Genomic DNA, 21,182 nt, shown 5'->3' on the forward strand with positions numbered 1-21,182 from the left:
TGCAGCATAGCCCGAGAGATCCCCCGAACCGATCGGGTATTCGCGGACGACTCGGGGCCCGTCCCCACGACAACGTGCGGGACGGGCCCCGGGCCTCGCTCGGGGCCCGTCAGGACAGCGTCTTGTACATCTGCCAGCCGCCGCCGATCTTCACCCGGCCGCCGAAGGCACCCGCGCCGTTCCCCGCGTAACGCCAGAGCGTCCCGGTCGTGTCGCGGGCCACCAGGTCCGCCTTGCCGTCGCCGGTGAAGTCGCCCACACCCACGAGGGAGTTGTAGGCCTGCCAGCCGCCGCCGACCCTCACCCGGGTGCCGAACGTGCCCTTGCCCGTGCCCTGGTAGCGCCAGAGCACACCGGCCGTGTCGCGGGCGAGCAGGTCGCCGGCCTTGTCGCCGTTCAGGTCACCGACGCCGACGACCGCGGTGTAGGCCTGCCAGCCGCCGCCGAGCGCCGCGCGTGTCCTGAACGCGCCCTTGCCGTCGTCCGCGTACAGGAACAGCTCACCGCCGGGCGTGCGCGCCACCAGATCCGTCCGGCCGTCTCCGGTCAGGTCGCCCGGGGCGGTCAGGACGTCGTACGCGTTCCAGCCTGCGCCGATGGTGAGCTTCGGCCCGCCCGGCGCGAACGCCGTCCCGCAGCCGCCGTCATGACGCGTCAGCACCCCGGCGGAGCTCCGTACGAGCAGGTCGTTGCACCGGTCGCCCGACAGGTCGCCGAACGGGACGACCGTCGACGTCGCCGGCCATCCGGTCGCCGTCGCCCCGGTCCCGAGGCCACCGGCGCCCGAGCCCGTGCGCACGGTCAGCGCGCCGGCCGGGGTCAGCCCGAACAGGTCGCCCCTGCCGTCACCGCTGTGGTCCCGCCACGTGGGGAGCGGCTTGACGGGCGCGGGGGCGGTGGTGGCCGCGCGCAGCTGGGTGGTGAGGTCGCCGCTGGACTGCTGCCACACGGCGACGGGCCGGTCGGCGGCGTCGACGGTGACCAGACCCAGGGCGTAGCCGCTGGTGTTGGTCGAGAGCGGCGTCGGGGCCGCGGACCAGGCGCCGGCGACCCGCGAGGAGGCCATCAGCTTCCGGTCCGTGCTGCCCTGGGTCCACACGGCGTGGACGACGCCGTCCGGACCGGCCGTCAGGTCGAACTGGTCGTCGGGCACATAACCCGTGGAGATCGTCTTCAGTGCGGCCCAGGTGCCGGTCGCGGCAGATCGGGTGGTGGTCCGCGCGGTGTACCCGCTGCCCTCGACGAAGGTGACACCGAGCAGGGTGACGTCGCCCTCGGGGCCGACCGCGATCTTGCGCCACGCACCGCCTTCGAAGCCGTTGGCCGGCTCCCCGGCACTCCAGGCCGGGCTGCCGGCCGGCCGCCGGGCGACCACGTCCGTACCGACGGAGGAGTCCCGGGAGTCCTGCGTGTGCCAGACCAGCGCGGCGTGGCCGCCGCGGCCGAGCGCCAGCTTCGGGTTGTGGGCGTACTGCCCGGGGGCGGAGACGGTGACCGGCTTGGTCCACGTGCCGCCGGCCGGCCGGTCGAGGACCTTGATCTCACTGATCTCGGGGCCGGCCTGGACGAAGGTGACGGTCGTCGTGCCGTCCGCCGAGTGGATGAGCTCCGGAGTGGAGGAGAGCCCCGCGTCCGTCGCGGGCTCGTCGATCCGCACCGGCTCGGACCAGGCCCCTCCCGGGGCGGTGCGGACCGAGGAGTACACCCCGGCCCTCCCCGCCGAGACTGCCTCCCAGACGGCGACGAGCTCGCCCGAAGGCGAGCCGGCCAGCCTCCCGCTGTGCACCCAGCCGGGGTCGGTCATGATGTCCGACGCGTCGGACCACGTCGTGGCACCGGCCGCGAGGGTGACCATCCGGAACGCACCGCCGGGCTTCTCGTTGCCCGGCCCGCCGTCGTTCGGGTACTCCATCCAGGCCACCGTGACGGACCCGTCGGCGGAGACGGTGAGTTGGGCCTGGCTGCGCTGGCTCGGCAACGTGCGCAGGACCTGTGCCGCGCCCCAGACGGAGCTGCCCGCCGGGCGCACCGCCGCGACGAGCTCGTTCTTGCTGTGGTCCTCGGCGGTCCGGTACCAGAGGGCGACGACCGCCCCGTCCTTGGCCGTCTTGAGGTCCACGAGGCTGTGCAGGGCCGCCTCGTCCGACAGCGGCACGGACGCCGCCCACGGGTCGACCGACGCGGCGGCGGCGACGGCGGCGACCGGCGCGGCAGTCGCCGTCGCGGCCAGCGGGCCGACGCCGGCGAGAAGGGTCGCGGCGGTGACGGCCGCGATGGAATGGCGTAGAAGAGCGCTACGAGGCACTCGGGTCCTCCCCTGAGGATCAATGTAGAGGCATGGGGAAGACGGTGGCTCTCGTGCTGAACAGATGTCGGTCCACGGCCCCCCGGCCGCACCGCCCCCATGCGAGTCCGCCGATGCTAACAGCCGACCCCGCACGTCGAAACCGAGTTTCGAACCCGTTCAAAGCAGCAGGGCCCGTACGTCACCGAAGTGTCGTACGGGCCCTGCTCAGAGTGCTACGTGAGGTCAGCCGTTGCGCTTCCAGCGCGGCTTGTCGTCGCGGCGGCCGAAGGAGCCACCGGTCGAGCCGGTCGAGCCGGTGCCGCGGTGGTCGTCACGACGGACGTACGGGCGGTCGCCGCCACCCGGGCGGAAGCCGCCGGAGGGGCGGTCGTCGCGACGGTCGCGGTTGAACGGACGGTCGCTGCCACGGTGGCCGCCGGCCGGACGGTCGTCACGACGCTCGAAGGAACGGCCACCGCGGTCGTCACGGTTGAAGCCGCCCGACGGACGGTCGTCACGGCGGAAACCACCGGACGGACGGTCGTTGTCACGACGGAAGCCACCACGGTCGCCACCGCGGTCGTCACGGTTGAAGCCACCCGAGGGGCGGTCGTCACGGCGGAAACCACCGGACGGACGGTCGTTGTCACGACGGAAACCGCCACGGTCGCCACCACGGTCACCGCCGCGGAAGCCACCACGGTCGCCGCCACGGTCACCGCGGTCGTCGCGGTTGAAGCCGCCACGGTCACGACGCTCGTAGTTGCCCCGCTCGTCGCGGGCCGGACGCTCCTCGCGGCGCTGCTCCTCGGCACGGGCGGCACGCTCGGCCTCGACGGCGGCGGCCGCGACCTCGGCCTCGGCGGCCTCGGTCACCTCGGCGACAGCGGCCTCGGGGTCCTCGCCACGCTCACGGGCGGCGCGGGCCACCAGGCGGTCGGCCTCCTCGCGGAGCTCGACGGCGCGGCGCTGCAGGCGCTCCAGCTGCTTGGTCAGGTCGACGACCTCGCGCTCGGCCTGCTTGGCCGAGTTGTTCGCCGAGTCGGCCTGGACCTCGGTCAGCGAACGGGCGCCGGTGATCTCGGCGACCTCGGGGTCGAAGGCGCCGGCCCCGCCGACGATGTGGCGCGAGGCGTCGACGCCCGCGTCCTCCATCAGACGGAAGATCTGACGGCGCTGGTGCGGCAGGGCCAGGGAGACCACGACACCGGAGCGGCCGGCACGGGCGGTACGGCCCGAGCGGTGCAGGTAGTCCTTGTGGTCGCCGGCCGGGTCCACGTTCAGGACCAGGTCGATGCCGTCGACGTGGATGCCTCGGGCGGCGACGTCGGTCGCGACGAGCGCGTTGACGTAGCCGTCCTTGAAGTCGGCCAGGGTCCGCGTACGGGCGCCCTGGGTCATGCCGCCGTGCAGCGCGTCGGCCTTCACACCGGCGTCGCGCAGCTGCTCCGCGATGCGGTCCGCGCCCAGCTGGGTACGGACGAAGATGATCGTGCGGCCCTTGCGGGCGGCGATGGCGGCGGTGACCGGCGCCTTGTCCTTCGGCTTCACGACGAGGACGTGGTGGGTCATGGTCGTGACGTTGCCCTGCGCGCTGTCGACCTCGTGCGTGACGGGGTCGGTCAGGTAGCGCTTGACCAGGGTGCCGATCTCGTTCTCCATGGTGGCGGAGAAGAGCATGCGCTGGCCGCCGCCGGGGATCTGGTCGAGCAGTTCGGTGACCTCGGGCAGGAAGCCCAGGTCGGCCATCTGGTCGGCCTCGTCGAGGACCGCGATCTTGACCTGCTCCAGGGAGCAGGCGCCGCGGTTGATGATGTCGCGCAGTCGGCCCGGGGTGGCGACGAGGACGTCGACGCCGCGCTCCAGGGCGTAGATCTGGTTGCCCATCGACGTACCGCCGCAGACGACCTTCATCTTGAGGCCGAGCACGTCGCCGTACGGCTGGAGGGCGTCCGCGACCTGCATCGCGAGCTCACGCGTCGGCGTGAGGATGATGCCGCGGGGCTTCTTCTTCTCGGTGTGACCGCCGGCGAGGCCGGCGAGCAGCGGCAGACCGAAGGAGAGGGTCTTGCCCGAGCCGGTACGGCCACGGCCCAGGATGTCCTTGCCGGCCAGGGCGTCCGGGATGGTCGCCGCCTGGATCGGGAAGGGGGTGGTGACGCCGTTCTGCGCGAGCTTGCGCACCACGCCGTCCGGCAGACCGAGGTCGCCGAAGGTGATGGTGGGCTCGGCGGGCTCCTCGACGGAGTCGTCGTCGGAGTCGGTGTCGATGTCGAGGGCCTCTACGGCCTCGGCGAGGTCGTCGGTGTCGATCTCGACGATCGCGACAGCCTCGGCGGCGTCGACGATCTCGTCGTTCTCGGGCATGACGGCGTGATCAGAACTGAAAATGGACATGCGAAATGCGAAACCTTCCGGAGTCTCGGCACGCGCCCGTCAACTCCGTGATTTCGCAAACGACCGCCTCAATGCGGTCAGCCACGGCTAGGGAGAGTACGCGCCACACGGCGCTCTTCTGTGTCGGCGCCGGGCAATGGGATCAAACGATCTACCACCATACGCACCCTCCCCCACCTATGGCAAATCGGACTCCCTCACACCGGTCCGACCTGCGGAGACGCCACCGGCTCCGGGGGCGCTCCCGGCCCGTCCGCCGCACGCATCGCACCCATCTGGGTGTCGGCTCCGGGCGAGGGCGGATCGGTCGGGTTGGAGGTCGGCTCCGGCGTCGGCTCGGGAGTGGGCTCCGCGGTCGGCTCCGGCGTCGGCTCGGGAGTCGGCTCGGCCGTCGGCTCCGGCGTGGGCGTGCCCCCGCCGCCCGGACCGCCCGAGCCGCCGCCGTTCGCCCCGCCGCCGTTGCCCCCGTTCCCGCCACCACCGGTGCCGCCGTTCCCGGCGGAACCGCCCGAGCCGCCGCCCGGGCCGTCCTGACCGCCCGTCGGCTGGGGCTTCGACGGGCCGCCGGGGCCCTCGACCGGCAGCACCGCACCCGGGGAGGGCTTCGCCGTGCCCGAGGGAGAGCCGCTCGGCACCGGGGAGTCCGTACCGGAACCGGCCACGTCGGGGCCGCCGGCGTCCGGTCGGCCGTTCCACGAACCGGCGCCCCCACCGGGCTCCCCGGCCGCACCGCCGCCGGAGTCGGTCGCCACGCCCCGTTTCCCGCCGGACGCGCCGGGCGCCGGCTTCGCCCCCTCGTCACTCACACTCATACAGCCGCTCAGGCCGGCGCAGGCCGCGACGGCCAGCGCGGCGGCGGCCCATCTGACACGGGTGGGCAAATGGCGCACGGGGGCACCTCCAGGACAGAACAGGCAGGAACGGAACGCGTTGCCCTGCCCAACTCCCCTGGCGCCACAAGGGACACGCCCGAAAGGCCCCGGGCGTCTGCCCGGGGGTCCGCTCAGCCGTAGCCCAGCGCGTGCAGCCGCTCGTCGTCGATGCCGAAGTGGTGGGCGATCTCGTGCACCACCGTGATCTCGGTCTCCGCGACCACGTCCTCGCGCGACTCGCACATCCGCAGGGTCGGCCCCCGGTAGATCGTGATCCGGTCCGGCAGCACACCGGCGTACCACTCACCGCGCTCGGTCAGCGGCGTCCCCTCGTAGAGCCCGAGCAGGTCGGGATCGTCCGCGGCGGGCTCGTCCTCCACGAACACCGCGACGTTGTCCATCAGCCGCGTCAGCTCCGGCGGGATCCGGTCCAGGGCCTCGGCGACCAGCTCTTCGAACTCCTCGCGCGTCATCTCCAGCACGCGCCCATTGTCCCCCCGCCGGAAACCGTTTTGGCGATAGCGCCCGGCATCCCATATGCTTCTCACGTCCCCGACGCACTGAGAAGTGCGCAGGTGAGCCTCTAGCCCTCATCGTCTAGTGGCCCAGGACGCCGCCCTTTCAAGGCGGTAGCACGGGTTCGAATCCCGTTGGGGGCACGCATGACCGTGTGCGAGACTAGTGATCGCGCACAAACTTGGCTCTGTGGAGCAGTTGGTTAGCTCGCCACCCTGTCAAGGTGGAGGTCGCGGGTTCAAGTCCCGTCAGAGTCGCTGAAGCTGGAGACAGCTTCGTGGCTGGGTAGCTCAGTTGGTACGAGCGATCGCCTGAAAAGCGATAGGTCGCCGGTTCGACCCCGGCCCCAGCCACAAACAGAAGGCCCCGTTCGAAAGAACGGGGCCTTCGTCGTTCCCAGGACCGGAGCACCAGGACCGGAGCGCCAGGACCGGAGACGTCCGTACGGGGAGGAGGCCGGCGCCCCCTCCCCGTACCGTCAGCCCTCCTCGCGTTCCCCCGAACGGCTCCCCCGCCTCGCCCGCAGCGCGAGCACCAGCGCCACCACGGCCACCACCGCGACCAGCAGCGCCCAGTCCGGGACCGCCCGGCCCAGCGAGGCCACCCGCTGCTCCACCGCGAACGAGTCGTCCACCGACAGCAGGCCCGGCAGCGCGGTCGTCCCGTCGAAGACCAGGAAGAGCGTCCCCAGGGCCACGAAGAACAGGCCCGAGAGCAGCGACGTCGAGTGCAGCGTGAGGGGGCCCACCCGGAGCGGGCGGCCGCGCAGCCAGGACCGCCGGCCCAGGTCGTAGCGCTCCCAGAGCAGCGCGAGCACGAACAGCGGAACGGCCATGCCGAGCGCGTACACGCCGAGGAGCAGTCCCCCGTACGCCGGGCTGCCGCTCAGCGCCGCGACCGTCAGGACGCTGCCGAGGATCGGGCCCGCGCAGAAGCCCGCGAGCCCGTAGACCAGGCCGAGGGCGTAGACGGAGAGCGCCGACGTGGGCCGGATCCGGCCGCTCGCCTCGGCGATCCGCCGGGAGGCGAAGCCCAGCCCGAGGATCTGCAGGACACCGAGGCCGATGATCAGCCAGCCGCCGGCGGTGACGAGCAGCTCCCGGTGGCCGTAGAAGAGGCGGCCGGCGAAGGAGCCGGCCGCGCCGAGCGGGACGAGGGTGGTCGCCAGACCCGCGTAGAGGATGCCGGTCCTGGCCACCAGCTTCGCGCGCGTGTCGATCGAATACGCGAAGAAGGCCGGCAGGAGCAGCGCGCTGCACGGGCTGAGCAGGGCGAGCAGCCCGCCGAGGAAGGCGGCGAAATAGCCGATGCCGGAGGTCACCGCGCGGAGTCCGAGCCCGGCTTCGTGGCGCCGTCGGCCGGCGCGGCCGTCTTCGGCGCCTTCGAGGCCCCGGCCGCCTCGGCCGCCTCGGCGGCGGCCTCGATCGTCTCCGTGAACGTCTCCAGCGGCTGCGCGCCGGCGATCGGCCGGCCGTTGATCAGGAAGGACGGGGTGGAGGTGGCGCCGAGGGAGTAGCCCTGCTCCTGGTCCGCGCTCACGGCCGCGCGGGCCGCCGCCCCCTCGCTGTCCTTCGCGAACCGGGCCGCGTCGGGGACGCCCGCCTCCTTCGCCAGGGCCGCGATCCGGTCCTTGCCGAAGCCCTTCTCCTTGGCGCCCTCCGCGTAGGCCGCCTTGTGGAACTCCCAGAACCGGCCCTGCTGCCCGGCGGCCCAGGACGCGCGGGCGACCGCCTCGGACTCCTCGCCGAAGATCGGGAAGTTCCGCCACTCGATGCGCAGGGTGCCGTCGTCGACGTACTTCCGGACCAGGACGGGCTCGGTGTCCCGGGCGAACTTCCCGCAGTAGCCGCACTTGAAGTCGGCGTACTCGATGAGCACGACGGGCGCGTCGGCGCGGCCGAGGGCGAGCTTGTCGGAGGCGTCGCGGCGGGCGTACGCCTCCAGTTCGGCGTAGACGCCGGCCGAGGGGTCGGCGGAGACCTCCGCGACGGAGGAGGAGCCGGCGGCGCCGGGGGACGCGGGCTTGGTGGCGGTGTACGAGACGACACCGAGCAGGACGGCGGCGGCGGCCACCCCGGAGACGACGACGATCGGCTTGGACCTGGACATGCGGAAGCGCTCCTGAAGGAGAGGAAGGGAGAAGGACGGCGGAGGACGGCCGTCCGTCTAGACCCTCAGGACCGAAAGCTCCACGGGGGACAGGGGTACGCGCGCGGGTGGCTCCCGGCCCGCCGGCCCGCCCCGGCCGGCCGGATCCTGCTCCCGGGCGCCGCACGGCGTCCGGTCGGCGGCCAGGGCAGGCAGCAGCTCCGCGAAGGCGTGCGCGCGCGGTGGTACGACGGGGCCGGCGGCCCCCTCGTCGACGGGGTGGCCCGGGTCGCAGCCGGGTACGGCGGCGCCCAGGACGACCGGGGCCGTCCCGGCGGGCGTGGCCGTCGTCGCACCGCACACCAGGAGTCCGAGGACCAGCGCCACGAGCGCGGCGAACGCCGCCGGCACGCGGGTGGTGCGGAACATACGAAACCTCTCCGGTCCGGTCGACGTGCCCGAAATAGTACGCACCCCACCACCCCGCACCCGGAAGCCACCCGTGCCGGGAGCCGCCCGCGGGATCTCCGGGAGCCGCCCGTGGGATCTCCGGGAGCCGCCCGTGGGGTCCCGGGGCCGCCACTCGTGGGGTCCCCGGGCAGCCACTCGTAAATCGGTTCGCCGCTTCTCGGCCGCAGGTGCGATCCTGGATCCCGTATGTCTACTTCCTTCGCCGCCCTCCAGTCCGTCCTGGCCGAGGTCTCGCTGCGGGACTCCCACCGGCTCGGCCGCCGTCTCGAAGGCGCCCGCCGCATCCGCAAGCCCGAGGCCCGCGCGGCCGTCCTGGACGAGATCGCCGCCGAGGCGGCCAAGGCCAAGGAGCGCGTCGACGGGCGCGCCTCCCGCGTGCCCGCGGTCACGTATCCCGAGCAGCTGCCCGTCTCGCAGAAGAAGGACGAGATCCTGGAGGCGATACGCGACCACCAGGTCGTGATCGTCGCCGGTGAGACGGGTTCGGGAAAGACCACCCAGATCCCGAAGATCTGCCTGGAGCTCGGCCGGGGCGTCCGGGGCATGATCGGGCACACCCAGCCCCGCCGGATCGCCGCCCGCACGGTCGCCGAGCGGGTCGCCGAGGAGCTGAGGACCCCGCTCGGCGAGGCCGTCGGCTGGAAGGTCCGCTTCACCGACCAGGTGAACCCCGACGCGACCTTCGTGAAGCTGATGACGGACGGCATCCTGCTCGCCGAGATCCAGACGGACCGCGAGCTGCGCGCCTACGACACGATCATCATCGACGAGGCCCACGAGCGGTCCCTCAACATCGACTTCCTGCTCGGCTATCTGGCCCAGCTGCTCCCGAAGCGCCCCGACCTCAAGGTCGTGATCACCTCGGCGACCATCGACCCGGAGCGCTTCTCCCGCCACTTCGGCGAGGCCCCGATCGTCGAGGTCTCCGGCCGTACGTACCCGGTCGAGGTCCGCTACCGCCCCCTCCTGGAGGAGGACTCCGAGGAGAGCGACCGGGACCAGATCACCGCGATCTGCGAGGCCGTCGACGAGCTCCAGTCCGAGGGCCCCGGCGACGTCCTGGTCTTCCTCTCCGGTGAGCGCGAGATCCGCGACACCGCGGACGCGCTGCTCAAGCGGCAGCTGCGCAACACCGAGGTCCTCCCGCTCTACGCCCGGCTGAGCCACGCCGAGCAGCACCGGGTCTTCCAGGCGCACGCCGGCCGCCGGATCGTCCTCGCGACGAACGTCGCCGAGACGTCCCTGACCGTCCCGGGCATCAAGTACGTGATCGATCCGGGCACCGCCCGCATCTCCCGCTACTCGCACCGGACCAAGGTGCAGCGGCTGCCGATCGAGCCGGTCAGCCAGGCCAGCGCCAACCAGCGCAAAGGCCGCTGCGGCCGTACGTCCGACGGCATCTGCATCCGGCTGTACTCGGAGGACGACTTCCTCGCGCGGCCGGAGTTCACGGACGCCGAGATCCTCCGTACGAACCTCGCCTCCGTCATCCTGCAGATGACCGCGGCCGGTCTCGGCGACATCGAGAAGTTCCCGTTCATCGACCCGCCGGACCACCGCAACATCCGGGACGGCGTGCAGCTCCTCCAGGAGCTGGGCGCGATCGACCCCACGGAGAAGGATCCGAAGAAGCGGCTCACCCAGCAGGGCCGGAAGCTCGCCCAGCTGCCCGTGGACCCGCGGCTCGCCCGGATGGTCCTGGAGGCCGACAAGAACGGCTGTGTCCGCGAGGTCATGGTGATCGCGGCCGCCCTCTCCATCCAGGACCCGCGCGAGCGGCCGGCGGAGAAGCAGGCGCAGGCCGACCAGCAGCACGCCCGGTTCAAGGACGAGACGAGCGACTTCCTCGCGTTCCTGAACCTGTGGCGGTACGTCCGTGAGCAGCAGAAGGAGCGCGGCTCCAGCTCCTTCCGCCGGATGTGCAAGCAGGAGTACCTGAACTTCCTGCGCATCCGCGAGTGGCAGGACATCTACGCGCAGCTGCGGACGGTCGCGAAGCAGCTGGGCATCCATGTGAACGAGGAGGACGCGCCCGAGCAGTCCGTCCACATCTCGCTCCTCGCGGGCCTCCTCAGCCACATCGGCATGAAGGACGTGAAGGACGGCGCGAAGAACGACTACCTGGGTGCCCGCAGCGCCAAGTTCGCGATCTTCCCCGGTTCCGCGCTCTTCAAGAAGCCCCCGCGCTTCGTCATGTCCGCCGAGCTGGTGGAGACCTCGCGCCTCTGGGCCCGGGTCAACGCGCGCGTGGAGCCCGAGTGGATCGAGCCGCTCGCCCAGCACCTGGTGAAGAAGACGTACAGCGAGCCGCACTGGGAGAAGGACCAGGCGGCCGTGATGGCCTTCGAGAAGGTGACGCTGTACGGCGTCCCGATCATCGCCGACCGCAAGGTCAACTACGGCCGGATCGATCCCGAGGTCTCCCGCGACCTGTTCATCAGGAACGCGCTCGTCGAGGGCGACTGGCGCACCCACCACAAGTTCTTCGCGGACAACCGCAAGCTCCTCACCGAGGTCGAGGAGCTGGAACACCGCGCGCGGCGCCGGGACATCCTGGTCGACGACGAGACGCTCTTCGACTTCTACGACAAGCGCGTCCCCGAACACGTCGTGTCCGGAGCCCACTTCGACTCGTGGTGGAAGCACAAGCGCCATGACGAGCCGGAGTTCCTGGACTTCGAGCGCGAGATGCTCATCAACGAGAAGGCCGCCGGGGTCACCAAGGACGACTACCCGGACTCCTGGCGGCAGGGTCCGCTGAAGTTCCGGGTGACGTACCAGTTCGAGCCCGGCGCGGACGCCGACGGTGTGACCGTCCACGTCCCGCTCCAGGTCCTGAACCAGGTGACGGACGACGGCTTCGAGTGGCAGATCCCCGGTCTGCGCGCCGAGGTCGTCACCGAGCTGATCCGCTCCCTGCCGAAGCCGATCCGCCGCCACTACGTGCCCGCGCCGAACTTCGCGTCCCGCTTCCTCGACGCGGTCGTGCCCGTGCAGGAGCCGCTGGCGGGGGCGCTCGCCCGCGAGCTCCAGCGGATGGTCGGCGTGCCGGTGACGGCCGACGACTTCGACTGGGCGAAGGTCCCCGAGCACCTCAAGGTGACGTTCCGGATCGTCGACGAGCGGCGCAGGAAGCTCGCCGAGGACAAGGACCTGGAGACGCTGCGGCTGCGGCTGCGCCCGAAGGCCCGCAAGGCCCTCTCCCAGGCCGCCGCGGCGGCCACCGGGGGCCCGGACGGCTCCGGGCCCTCCCTGGAGCGCACGGGGCTCACGGACTGGACGATCGGGACGCTCACGAGGGTCTTCGAGACCAAGAGGGGCGGGCAGCCGGTCAAGGCGTACCCGGCGCTCGTGGACGAGGGCGCGACCGTCGCCGTGCGGCTCTTCGACACGGAGGCCGAGCAGGCGCTCGCGATGTGGCGGGGCACCCGGAAGCTGATCATGCTGAACATCCCGGTGAACCCGGCGAAGTTCGCCTCGGACAAGCTGACCAACCAGCAGAAGCTGGCCCTGTCCTCGAACCCGCACGGCTCGATCCAGGCGCTCTTCGACGACTGCGCCACCGCGGCGGCCGACAAGCTGATCGCGGAGCACGGCGGCCCGGCGTGGGACGAGGAGTCGTTCCGGAAGCTGTACGACAAGGTCCGCGCGGACCTGGTGGACACGACCGTACGGACGGTGGGCCAGGTCCAGCAGATCCTGGCGGCGTGGCAGGCGTGCGAGCGTCGGCTGAAGTCGACGAACAGCCTGGCCCTGATCAACAACCTGACCGACGTGCGCGACCAGCTGGCCCGGCTGATGCCGGCCGGCTTCGTCACCCGTACGGGCCTGAAGCGGCTCCCGGACCTGATGCGCTACCTGGTGGCGGTGGACCGGCGGCTCCAGCAGATGCCGACCGGGGTCCAGCGGGACACCACCCGGATGGAGAAGGTCCAGGAGATGCAGGACGAGTACGCCTGGCTGCTCGAACAGCTCCCCAAGGGCCGTCCGGTGCCGTCCGAGGTCACCGACATCCGCTGGATGATCGAGGAGCTGCGGGTGAGCTACTTCGCGCACGCGCTGGGCACGGCGTACCCGATCTCGGACAAGCGGATCGTGAAGGCGATCGACGCGGCGGCCCCGTAGCGGGGCGTCCGCCGGTGAGTTCGACCGGACCGCTGACCTGCTGTACAGTGTTCCTCGCAGCCACTTACGAGGGGCCGCAGCCAAGGACCTGTGGAGCAGTTGGTTAGCTCGCCACCCTGTCAAGGTGGAGGTCGCGGGTTCAAGTCCCGTCAGGTTCGCTTGGGAGAAAGGCCCGCATCGTGAGATGCGGGCCTTTCTTTGTGCTCCCGTGTCTTGACGGGCCCACAGGCCCGCCGGTACCCCGGACATCAGGGATTCGGGGGCCCACACCGGAGGTGGTCGCGCATGGCCGCGGCGTCCGCAGCACGGCACGAGACGAGGGCGCTGCTGCGCGCCCATCTGGCGGCCGCGTCCCGGTACGGACATCTCACCCGCCACTGCGCGGTCTGCCATCGCCTCCTGCGGCTCTCCATGGACCTTCCGGAGCCCGAGGGGGCGGAGGAGGCACCGGAACGGCCGGAAGGGCCGAGGGAAGGGCCCGGGGTAGGCACGGACGGGCCCGGGGAGCCGGCGGGCGGCAGTGGGGACGAAAGTCCCACCGACCCATGACCAACGGCGGGTTGAGGCCGTTCCGCGAAGTGGGAGGCTGTTCTTTGGCAAGAGTTCGCCCGTGTGACGGGAGTCACTGAAGCAGTTTCAGAAACCGCTTCACTTACACCCTCCCTACACCGGCCCGATTTAATATGTGCAATTGCACCGCCCTCCGAAGAGTGGCGCCGGACACAAAAGAAGATCGCGCCAGACCCGGCGGAGTCCAGCGCGATCGTTGACGAAGGCCTGTTGGGGCAGGAGTCCGTCGGCAGAGCTAGGTGTGGGCGACCGGATTGGGGGATCCGGACAGGCCCGGTGTTACGGGGTACTGCTGGGTACTACGGGGTGTTTGCGCGACCTCAGGCCTCGCTGCGCTGCTGCGGAATACCTGCCAGCAGAGCGCGAACCTCAGCTTCGCGGTACCGGCGGTGCCCACCCAGGGTGCGGATGGACGTGAGCTTCCCGGCCTTCGCCCAACGGGTCACCGTCTTCGGGTCCACGCGGAACATCGTGGCAACCTCGGCAGGGGTCAGCAGCGGCTCGGCATCAGGGGTGCGAGCGGTCATGAGCGGCCTCCTCGGGAGAACCGAACCATCTCGGTTCTTTCCTCTAAATTCTGCACCTTGACCCGCGTTGCCCGAAATGGCAGAAGCGGGCCGAGTCGGTTATAGGACGAACGGCTTGTCCTCGGCACTACAACTACACCATCCGTCCAGCCACGTCGGCCAAACCGATGGAATTGCCCTCGCAGGTGTTCATCAGCGGCGGAAGTCGATGGACCATGCCATAACGGACAGTCACGCCACTGTGACGATCAGTCACAGAGCGATCAGGAGTCCTCAGACCCCCCATAGAGTGCAATGCTGAGCGTTCCGCCCAAAGATGGACGGAAGGAACCCTCCCCGGACTCCTTGTCCTATTTTGGCACGAGGGTGGGTGATGGGCGCAAGGGTGCGTTACGTGCTGTCCGTCACGCTTGAGCCAAAGGCCCGGATCGGGACCAACGTCCCCGCCCAGCGGGTGCCGAAAGGCCCGACACCACCCGGCATTCAAAACCGGGCAGGCGGTATCCGGACACCCCTGAAGATCATTTACACCCGTCGGACATGTCTTGTCGATACCGACCTGACGAAGATGCCCGACTGATGTCAATTCGCGAAGCGAAGATCCCTGACCGTCCGCCAGCGCTCCGCGAGCCGCCCGTACGCGTCGCTCGCCCGCTCACCGTCGCCGGCCCGCAGCGCCGCGATCCCCTCCGCCAGCTGCGCCGCCGACCGGTCCGCCGCCAGCCACTCCTCCGGGACCGCGTGCACCAGACCACCGAAGTCCAGCTCCACGAGCGCCCGCGGATGGAACTCCTCCAGCCAGCGCCCCACCTCGATCAGGCCCTCCGTCATCGGACCGTCGTCGATCGACTCCCGCAGCGCCCGCAGCGCCCGCGCGAGACGACGGCGCGCCTGCGCCATCGTCGTCCGGTAGCGCAGCACCGGAGCCTTACCCGCACCGCCCGCACCGCCCGCGCCGCCCGCGCCCGCGCCCGCGCCCTCGCCCGCGCCCGCCTCTTCCGCGCCGGACGGCCGCTCCCCCGGCTCGTACTCCCTGTCCTCGTCCCCGAAGAGTGCGAACCAGCGCAGCGGCACCTGCCAGACCGCCGTACGGATCCACGGACGCGCGTCCGGGTTCCTGCTCAGCCAGCGCTCGTAGTCGCTCTCCACCTGGACGCGCACGACCGGCGGCAGCATCGCGTCGAGCACCGGCTCCGGGAACTGGCCGGCCAGCTCCTGGAGCGCCAGCCACCCCCGCAGCCGGGTCCGCCACGGGCAGATCACCACCACCCCGTCCAGCAGGGCGACGAAGGCCTCCCCGCTCTCGTGGACCGGCACCGGGACCGGCGGCGTCGGCAGCAGGTCGGCCAGCGAGCGCCGCAGCTCCTCCTGCGCCCCCGGGGTGCGCGGCAGGCGGGCGTACCGGGCCCAGTGGGTCCGCTCGGGCTCGGGGAACGCGGCCAGCGGCTCGTACACCCGCAGATAGGACGCGTAGGGGATGAGGACCGAGGAAGCGACCGACATGTCGCGAATCCTTCCACGGAGGTACTCCGAGAGGGGGTGATCCTGAGCACTGCCGCTGATCTACGCCCAGGTAGGACTTACTCTCTTGCCGAACTGGTCCTCCCCCACCCCTAGGGAGGTCCGCAACCGCCGCTTCGTACTTGGGAGTCACCACCGTGACCGATGTGACCGGCGTTCCTGCTGATGTACTGCACACCCTGTTCCACTCGGAGCAGGGTGGCCACGAGCAAGTCGTGCTCTGCCAGGACCGCGCCACCGGCCTCAAGGCCGTCATCGCCCTCCACTCCACCGCCCTGGGCCCCGCCCTCGGCGGCACCCGCTTCTACCCGTACGCCACCGAGGCCGCGGCGATCGCCGACGCCCTCAACCTGGCCCGCGGCATGTCGTACAAGAACGCCATGGCCGGTCTCGACCACGGTGGCGGCAAGGCCGTCATCATCGGCGACCCGGAGAAGATCAAGACGGAGGAGCTCCTCCTCGCCTACGGGCGCTTCGTCGCCTCCCTCGGCGGCCGTTACGTCACGGCCTGCGACGTCGGCACCTACGTCGCCGACATGGACGTCGTCGCCCGTGAGAACCAGTGGACCACCGGCCGCTCCCCCGAGAACGGCGGCGCCGGCGACTCCTCCGTCCTCACCGCCTACGGCGTCTTCCAGGGCATGCGCGCCTCCGCGCAGACCCTCTGGGGCGACCCGACGCTGCGCGGCCGCAAGGTCGGCGTCGCGGGCGTCGGCAAGGTCGGCCACTACCTCGTCGAGCACCTCCTGGAGGACGGCGCCGAGGTCGTGATCACCGATGTGCGCGAGGAGTCGGTGCGCCGGATCACCGACAAGCACCCGCAGGTCACCGTCGTCGCCGACACCGAGGCGCTGATCCGCGTCGAGGGTCTCGACATCTACGCGCCCTGCGCGCTCGGCGGCGCCCTGAACGAGGAGACCGTCCCGTTCATCACCGCGAGCATCGTCTGCGGCGCGGCCAACAACCAGCTCGCCCACCCGGGCATCGAGAAGGACCTCGTGGAACGCGGGATCCTCTACGCGCCCGACTACGTGGTCAACGCCGGCGGCGTGATCCAGGTCGCCGACGAGCTGCACGGCTTCGACTTCGACCGCTGCAAGAAGAAGGCGACGAAGATCTTCGACACCACGCTCGAAATCTTCGCACGTGCGAAGGCCGATGGGATTCCGCCGGCCGCGGCGTCCGACCGGATCGCCGAGCAGCGCATGGCGGACGCGCGACGCGCCTGAGCCGTACCGGGGACCGACCCGTCGCCGGGGTGACCGTGAGGAGTCCGTGGGAGGGCCACGGAGCGACCACGGGGAGACTTCGCTCACGCCCCTCGGCGGGTCGGCCCTCAAGAAGAGGTTAAAATCGCGATTGACCAGCGAGGAAAGGGCACCTCGATGGTTCTGTACCGGGGTATGTGATGCGCGCGGCGTACCGTAGACCCTCGGAAACAGGTACCGTTGAAGCCCTACGGGCCGGTCTCTCTGTCGAGAGTCCGTTCCGAATCATGAACGCGTGTCAAGACTCTGGGGCCACCGAGCCCCGTCACCGAGGGGGTCGAGCCATGGGGCGCGGCCGGGCAAAGGCCAAGCAGACCAAGGTCGCCCGCCAGCTGAAGTACAGCAGCGGCGGGACAGACCTGACGCGTCTGGCCAATGAGCTGGGCGCTTCGACTTCGAACCAGCCGCCGAATGGCGAGCCGTTCGAGGACGACGACGAGGAAGACGACCCGTACGCCCAGTACGCGGATCTCTATAACGAGGACGACGAGGACGAGGACGACGAGTCCGGTCCGAGTGCGTCCCCGCGTCGCGCTTGACCTTCTGAATCGCATCACAGAAACCCGGTCCGGGATCACCCGGCCGGGTTTCTGTGCTGTCCGCGTCCGGGGCACCGCAGGGCCCGTGAGCCGGGCCACGGGGCACTCCGTACGACGCGAAACGGGGCGCCCCCTCAGGAGCGCCCCGTCACCTCGTACCGCTCAGGTCACTTCGCGTAGTCCCCGACCAGCTCGGCGCCCGTGGTGTGCGCGCCGCGCTCGGTGATCTCGCCCGCGACCCAGGACTCGACGCCCCGGTCCGCCAGCGTCGTCAGGGCCGCGTCCACGAACTCGGCCGGCACGACGGCCATCATGCCGACACCCATGTTCAGGGTCTTCTCCAGCTCCAGGCGCTCCACCTGACCGGCCTTGCCGACCAGGTCGAAGATCGCGCCCGGCGCCCAGGTCGAACGGTCGACCGTGGCGTGCAGGCCGTCCGGGATCACCCGGGCCAGGTTGGCCGCGAGACCGCCGCCCGTGATGTGGCTGAACGCGTGGACGTCCGTGGTCCGGGTGAGGGCCAGGCAGTCGAGCGAGTAGATCTTCGTGGGCTCCAGGAGCTCCTCGCCGAGCGTCCGGCCCAGCTCGTCGACCCGCTGGTCGAGCGTCATGCCGGCGCGGTCGAAGACCACGTGCCGGACGAGCGAGTACCCGTTGGAGTGAAGACCCGAGGAGGCCATGGCGATGACCGCGTCACCCGTACGGATGCGATCGGCGCCGAGCAGCCGGTCGTGCTCCACGACACCCGTGCCCGCGCCGGCGACGTCGAAGTCGTCCGGACCGAGGAGGCCCGGGTGCTCCGCCGTCTCGCCGCCGACCAGCGCGCAGCCGGCGAGGACACAGCCCTCGGCGATGCCCTTGACGATGGCGGCGACCCGCTCCGGGTGGACCTTGCCGACACAGATGTAGTCGGTCATGAAGAGCGGCTCGGCGCCGCAGACGACGATGTCGTCCATGACCATCGCGACCAGGTCGTGGCCGATCGTGTCGTACACGCCCATCTGCCGGGCGATGTCGACCTTCGTCCCGACACCGTCGGTGGCGGAGGCGAGCAGCGGACGCTCGTAGCGCTTGAGGGCGGAGGCGTCGAAGAGGCCGGCGAAGCCGCCCAGGCCACCGAGGCCCGCGACTTCTGCGCGCTGCGTCTTCTTCACCCACTCCTTCATGAGCTCGACGGCGCGGTCACCCGCTTCGATGTCGACGCCCGCGGACGCGTAGCTGGCACCGGTGGTCTCAGGCATGGCTGGGAACTTTCGTGTCGTACTGCGGTTGCAGCGGGGTCTTACGGGCGACGGAGCTCACGGGCGGCGGAGCGCGTCGGAGGCCGCCGTGGCAGCGGGACCCGCGGCCAGTTCGGTCTCCAGGAGCTGCTTGCCGAGCAGCTCGGGGTCCGGCAGCTCCATCGGGTACTCGCCGTCGAAGCAGGCACGGCAGAGGTTCGGCTTCTGGATCGTGGTCGCCTCGATCATCCCGTCGATCGAGATGTACGAGAGCGAGTCCGCGCCCAGCGACTTGCCGATCTCCTCGATCGACATGCCGTTGGCGATCAGCTCCGCGCGGGTGGCGAAGTCGATGCCGAAGAAGCAGGGCCACTTCACCGGCGGCGAGGAGATCCGGATGTGGATCTCGGCCGCGCCGGCCTCGCGGAGCATCTTGACGAGGGCGCGCTGGGTGTTGCCGCGGACGATCGAGTCGTCGACGACCACCAGGCGCTTGCCCTTGATGACGTCCTTGAGCGGGTTCAGCTTCAGCCGGATGCCGAGCTGGCGGATGGTCTGCGAGGGCTGGATGAAGGTGCGCCCGACGTAGGCGTTCTTCACCAGGCCCGCGCCGAACGGGATGCCCGAGGCCTCGGCGTAGCCGATCGCGGCCGGGGTTCCGGACTCCGGCGTGGCTATCACCAGGTCGGCCTCGACGGGCGCCTCCTTCGCCAGGCGGCGGCCCATCTCCACGCGGGAGAGGTACACGTTCCGGCCGGCGATGTCGGTGTCCGGGCGAGCCAGGTACACGTACTCGAAGACACAGCCCTTGGGCTTCGCTTCCGCGAATCGCGAGGTGCGGATGCCGTTCTCGTCGATCGCGATCATCTCGCCCGGCTCGACCTCGCGGACGTAGCTGGCGCCGCAGATGTCGAGGGCGGCGGACTCGGACGCGACCACCCAGCCGCGCTCCAGGCGGCCGAGGACCAGCGGGCGGATGCCCTGCGGGTCACGGGCCGCGTAGAGCGTGTGCTCGTCCATGAAGACGAGGGAGAAGGCGCCCCGGACATCGGGAAGGACCTTGGCGGCCGCCTCCTCGATGGTGAGCGGCTTGCCCTCGTCGTCGACCTGGGCGGCGAGGAGCGCCGTCAGCAGGTCGGTGTCGTTGGTGGCCGCGACACGGGTGCTGCGGCCTTCCTTCTTGGGCAGGTCGGCGACCATCTCGGCGAGCTGCGCCGTGTTCACCAGGTTGCCGTTGTGGCCGAGCGCGATGGAGCCGTGGGCGGTTGCCCTGAACGTCGGCTGCGCGTTCTCCCACACGGACGCCCCGGTGGTCGAGTAGCGGGCGTGACCGACCGCGATATGACCTTGGAGGGAACCGAGAGAGGTCTCGTCGAAGACCTGGGACACGAGGCCCATGTCCTTGAAGACGAGGATCTGGGAGCCGTTGCTGACCGCGATTCCCGCGGATTCCTGGCCCCGATGCTGGAGGGCGTAGAGCCCGAAGTACGTGAGCTTTGCGACCTCTTCACCCGGAGCCCAGACACCGAAGACGCCACAAGCGTCCTGGGGGCCTTTCTCGCCGGGGAGCAGGTCGTGATTGAGTCGACCGTCACCACGTGGCACGTTTCCGAGTGTAGACGGGCTCGACCACTGGTCCGAATTGAGGAAATGCGGGGTCCACCCCGCTCGTGCGATCGCACGAAATGATCATCTCTGGCTTGGAGAGGGCTACGAGGCAGGCGCGGTAAGGGATTCCCGCCCCGGGGCCCTCCCGAGCGGACGCTCGTACCAGCACGGGAGCCCCGCGGCGATGTGACGGAGGGCACCCCGGAGAGCCTCGTTCACCGGGACGCCGAGGGCTCTTGGCCCTCCGCTCCGCCCGCTCCTTCGGAGGTTCCGCCAGTCCCGGTGGCCGCCTTCGCGCTCAGGCCCTTGCCCTCGGCGTCGGTGAGGGTCAGCGTCCGGTGGTCCAGGCGGTAGGTGAGCGGGCCGTCGAGGAGCTCGTACAGCTGGGTCTCCAGCTGCATCTGCGGGCCGGTGCACATCATCCGGGTGGTCGCCGCCGGGCCCTCGATCGTGAGGGTCTTCCCCTCCACGCGGGCGGTCGCGGCGAAGTTGTTGCAGCCCAGGTTGCCGGTGACCCGGCCGTCCGCGCCGAGGACGAGACGGGCCTTGTCGCCGCTGCCGGCGGGCAGTGAGGACGCGGTGTCCCCCGAGATCAGCCCGTCGATCTTCCAGGTGGTGCCGCGCAGCGGGAGGTCCGCCTCGGCGGTCAGCTCCAGGCCGTTGCGGCCGTCCGGGGAGGTCAGGGTGAGGGCCTCGCCCTTCTGTGTCCCCTTGAGCGGGCCGGTGAAGGCCTTGACCAGGTCGGTCTCGAAGCGCTGCCGGTCCTCGGGACAGCCCATCTCGGTGATCTCCTGCGGGGAGACGGTCAGGGTGTCCCCCTTCACGGCGACGGTCGCCCCGAAGGTGTTGCAGCCGCTGTTCCCGCGGGCGCGGCCGTCCGCGCCGAACTCGACGCGGGCGCCGTCCGGGGCGGCGGACCTTCGGCCGTCGACCGTGACGGCGCCGATCGTCCAGTGCGTACCGGCGACGGGCAGGTCGGGGGAGACGGTGTCGGAACCGGATCCGGAGCCCGCTCCGGTGGAGCCTCCCTCCGTGCCGCAGGCGGCGAGGAGGAGGGCCAGGGCGGCGGCGGATGCGGCGGATGCGAGGGTGCGCGGCGTCTGCGTCTGCATGGCGATGGGACGGGCCGGGGCGGAAGTCGGTTCCGCTTCGGTTCCGGGGGCGGTGCCGCCG

Annotated in this window: 16 protein-coding genes and 4 tRNA genes; 8 read left to right on the forward strand and 12 right to left on the reverse strand. The window is 70.9% G+C overall.

The window, feature by feature from the left end:
• Nucleotides 1–109 precede the first annotated feature (109 nt).
• The 4 genes from ACIP8Z_RS20660 to ACIP8Z_RS20675 all read right to left on the reverse strand — a co-directional run bounded on the left by ACIP8Z_RS20660 (nucleotide 110) and on the right by ACIP8Z_RS20675 (nucleotide 6,038).
• Nucleotides 110–2,305: an FG-GAP repeat domain-containing protein gene (locus tag ACIP8Z_RS20660; RefSeq protein ID WP_402085401.1), complete on the reverse strand. Its 2,196-nt coding sequence runs from the start codon at nucleotides 2,303–2,305 to the stop codon at nucleotides 110–112.
• A gap of 225 nt (nucleotides 2,306–2,530) precedes the next feature.
• The gene (locus tag ACIP8Z_RS20665) at nucleotides 2,531–4,684 is read right to left on the reverse strand and encodes a DEAD/DEAH box helicase (protein WP_402085403.1); all 2,154 of its coding nucleotides are present in this window, start codon (nucleotides 4,682–4,684) and stop codon (nucleotides 2,531–2,533) included.
• Between the two features lie 197 nt (nucleotides 4,685–4,881).
• Nucleotides 4,882–5,436, reverse strand: a complete 555-nt coding sequence (locus ACIP8Z_RS20670) for a hypothetical protein (protein ID WP_402085406.1) — start codon at nucleotides 5,434–5,436, stop codon at nucleotides 4,882–4,884.
• A 251-nt stretch (nucleotides 5,437–5,687) separates the two neighbouring features.
• A complete protein-coding gene (locus ACIP8Z_RS20675; RefSeq protein WP_055601288.1) occupies nucleotides 5,688–6,038 on the reverse strand; it encodes a metallopeptidase family protein in 351 nt (116 codons plus the stop codon).
• A 104-nt stretch (nucleotides 6,039–6,142) separates the two neighbouring features.
• Here ACIP8Z_RS20675 and ACIP8Z_RS20680 point away from each other — a divergent pair.
• The 3 genes from ACIP8Z_RS20680 to ACIP8Z_RS20690 all read left to right on the forward strand — a co-directional run bounded on the left by ACIP8Z_RS20680 (nucleotide 6,143) and on the right by ACIP8Z_RS20690 (nucleotide 6,425).
• Nucleotides 6,143–6,215, forward strand: a tRNA-Glu gene (locus ACIP8Z_RS20680).
• 40 nt (nucleotides 6,216–6,255) lie between these two features.
• Nucleotides 6,256–6,329 (forward strand) — tRNA-Asp (locus ACIP8Z_RS20685).
• Between the two features lie 22 nt (nucleotides 6,330–6,351).
• Nucleotides 6,352–6,425, forward strand: a tRNA-Phe gene (locus ACIP8Z_RS20690).
• Between the two features lie 125 nt (nucleotides 6,426–6,550).
• Here the strand turns inward: ACIP8Z_RS20690 and ACIP8Z_RS20695 are convergent.
• The 3 genes from ACIP8Z_RS20695 to ACIP8Z_RS20705 are packed head-to-tail and all read right to left on the reverse strand — an operon-like array spanning nucleotide 6,551 to nucleotide 8,589.
• On the reverse strand, nucleotides 6,551–7,393 hold the full coding sequence (locus ACIP8Z_RS20695) for a cytochrome c biogenesis CcdA family protein (protein ID WP_402085409.1): 843 nt from the start codon (nucleotides 7,391–7,393) through the stop codon (nucleotides 6,551–6,553).
• A complete protein-coding gene (locus ACIP8Z_RS20700; protein ID WP_402085412.1) occupies nucleotides 7,390–8,181 on the reverse strand; it encodes a DsbA family protein in 792 nt (263 codons plus the stop codon). Before ACIP8Z_RS20700 ends, ACIP8Z_RS20695 begins: the two co-directional genes overlap by 4 nt.
• Nucleotides 8,182–8,238: 57 nt before the next feature.
• Nucleotides 8,239–8,589, reverse strand: a complete 351-nt coding sequence (locus ACIP8Z_RS20705) for a hypothetical protein (RefSeq protein ID WP_402085413.1) — start codon at nucleotides 8,587–8,589, stop codon at nucleotides 8,239–8,241.
• A gap of 228 nt (nucleotides 8,590–8,817) precedes the next feature.
• On the opposite strand from ACIP8Z_RS20705, the gene hrpA reads away from it, so the two are divergent.
• From hrpA to ACIP8Z_RS20720, 3 genes are all read left to right on the forward strand, one after another.
• A complete protein-coding gene (gene hrpA / locus ACIP8Z_RS20710; protein ID WP_402085416.1) occupies nucleotides 8,818–12,756 on the forward strand; it encodes an ATP-dependent RNA helicase HrpA in 3,939 nt (1,312 codons plus the stop codon).
• An 84-nt stretch (nucleotides 12,757–12,840) separates the two neighbouring features.
• A tRNA-Asp gene (locus ACIP8Z_RS20715) sits at nucleotides 12,841–12,914 on the forward strand.
• A 127-nt stretch (nucleotides 12,915–13,041) separates the two neighbouring features.
• A complete protein-coding gene (locus tag ACIP8Z_RS20720; RefSeq protein ID WP_402085418.1) occupies nucleotides 13,042–13,305 on the forward strand; it encodes a DUF6274 family protein in 264 nt (87 codons plus the stop codon).
• Between the two features lie 341 nt (nucleotides 13,306–13,646).
• Here ACIP8Z_RS20720 and bldC read toward each other — a convergent pair whose 3' ends face one another.
• Together bldC and ACIP8Z_RS20730 are read right to left on the reverse strand one after the other, a co-directional pair.
• The gene (gene bldC, locus ACIP8Z_RS20725; protein WP_003949541.1) at nucleotides 13,647–13,853 is read right to left on the reverse strand and encodes a developmental transcriptional regulator BldC; all 207 of its coding nucleotides are present in this window, start codon (nucleotides 13,851–13,853) and stop codon (nucleotides 13,647–13,649) included.
• Nucleotides 13,854–14,435: 582 nt separating this feature from the next.
• Nucleotides 14,436–15,356, reverse strand: coding sequence for a hypothetical protein (locus ACIP8Z_RS20730; protein ID WP_402085420.1), 921 nt, complete (start codon nucleotides 15,354–15,356; stop codon nucleotides 14,436–14,438).
• Nucleotides 15,357–15,511: 155 nt separating this feature from the next.
• On the opposite strand from ACIP8Z_RS20730, the gene ACIP8Z_RS20735 reads away from it, so the two are divergent.
• Together ACIP8Z_RS20735 and ACIP8Z_RS20740 are read left to right on the forward strand one after the other, a co-directional pair.
• Nucleotides 15,512–16,603, forward strand: a complete 1,092-nt coding sequence (locus tag ACIP8Z_RS20735) for a Leu/Phe/Val dehydrogenase (RefSeq protein ID WP_402085423.1) — start codon at nucleotides 15,512–15,514, stop codon at nucleotides 16,601–16,603.
• Between the two features lie 323 nt (nucleotides 16,604–16,926).
• On the forward strand, nucleotides 16,927–17,181 hold the full coding sequence (locus tag ACIP8Z_RS20740) for a DUF3073 domain-containing protein (protein WP_030318267.1): 255 nt from the start codon (nucleotides 16,927–16,929) through the stop codon (nucleotides 17,179–17,181).
• A gap of 167 nt (nucleotides 17,182–17,348) precedes the next feature.
• Here ACIP8Z_RS20740 and purM read toward each other — a convergent pair whose 3' ends face one another.
• The 3 genes from purM to ACIP8Z_RS20755 all read right to left on the reverse strand — a co-directional run bounded on the left by purM (nucleotide 17,349) and on the right by ACIP8Z_RS20755 (nucleotide 21,121).
• A complete protein-coding gene (gene purM, locus ACIP8Z_RS20745) occupies nucleotides 17,349–18,422 on the reverse strand; it encodes a phosphoribosylformylglycinamidine cyclo-ligase (RefSeq protein WP_209495996.1) in 1,074 nt (357 codons plus the stop codon).
• 57 nt (nucleotides 18,423–18,479) lie between these two features.
• Nucleotides 18,480–20,006, reverse strand: a complete 1,527-nt coding sequence (purF, locus tag ACIP8Z_RS20750; protein WP_073909208.1) for an amidophosphoribosyltransferase — start codon at nucleotides 20,004–20,006, stop codon at nucleotides 18,480–18,482.
• Nucleotides 20,007–20,224: 218 nt separating this feature from the next.
• A complete protein-coding gene (locus ACIP8Z_RS20755) occupies nucleotides 20,225–21,121 on the reverse strand; it encodes an META domain-containing protein (protein ID WP_402085427.1) in 897 nt (298 codons plus the stop codon).
• Nucleotides 21,122–21,182: the final 61 nt, after the last annotated feature.

It is taken from the genome of Streptomyces sp. NPDC088553 (assembly GCF_044752965.1).
Taxonomy (GTDB): Bacteria; Actinomycetota; Actinomycetes; order Streptomycetales; family Streptomycetaceae; genus Streptomyces.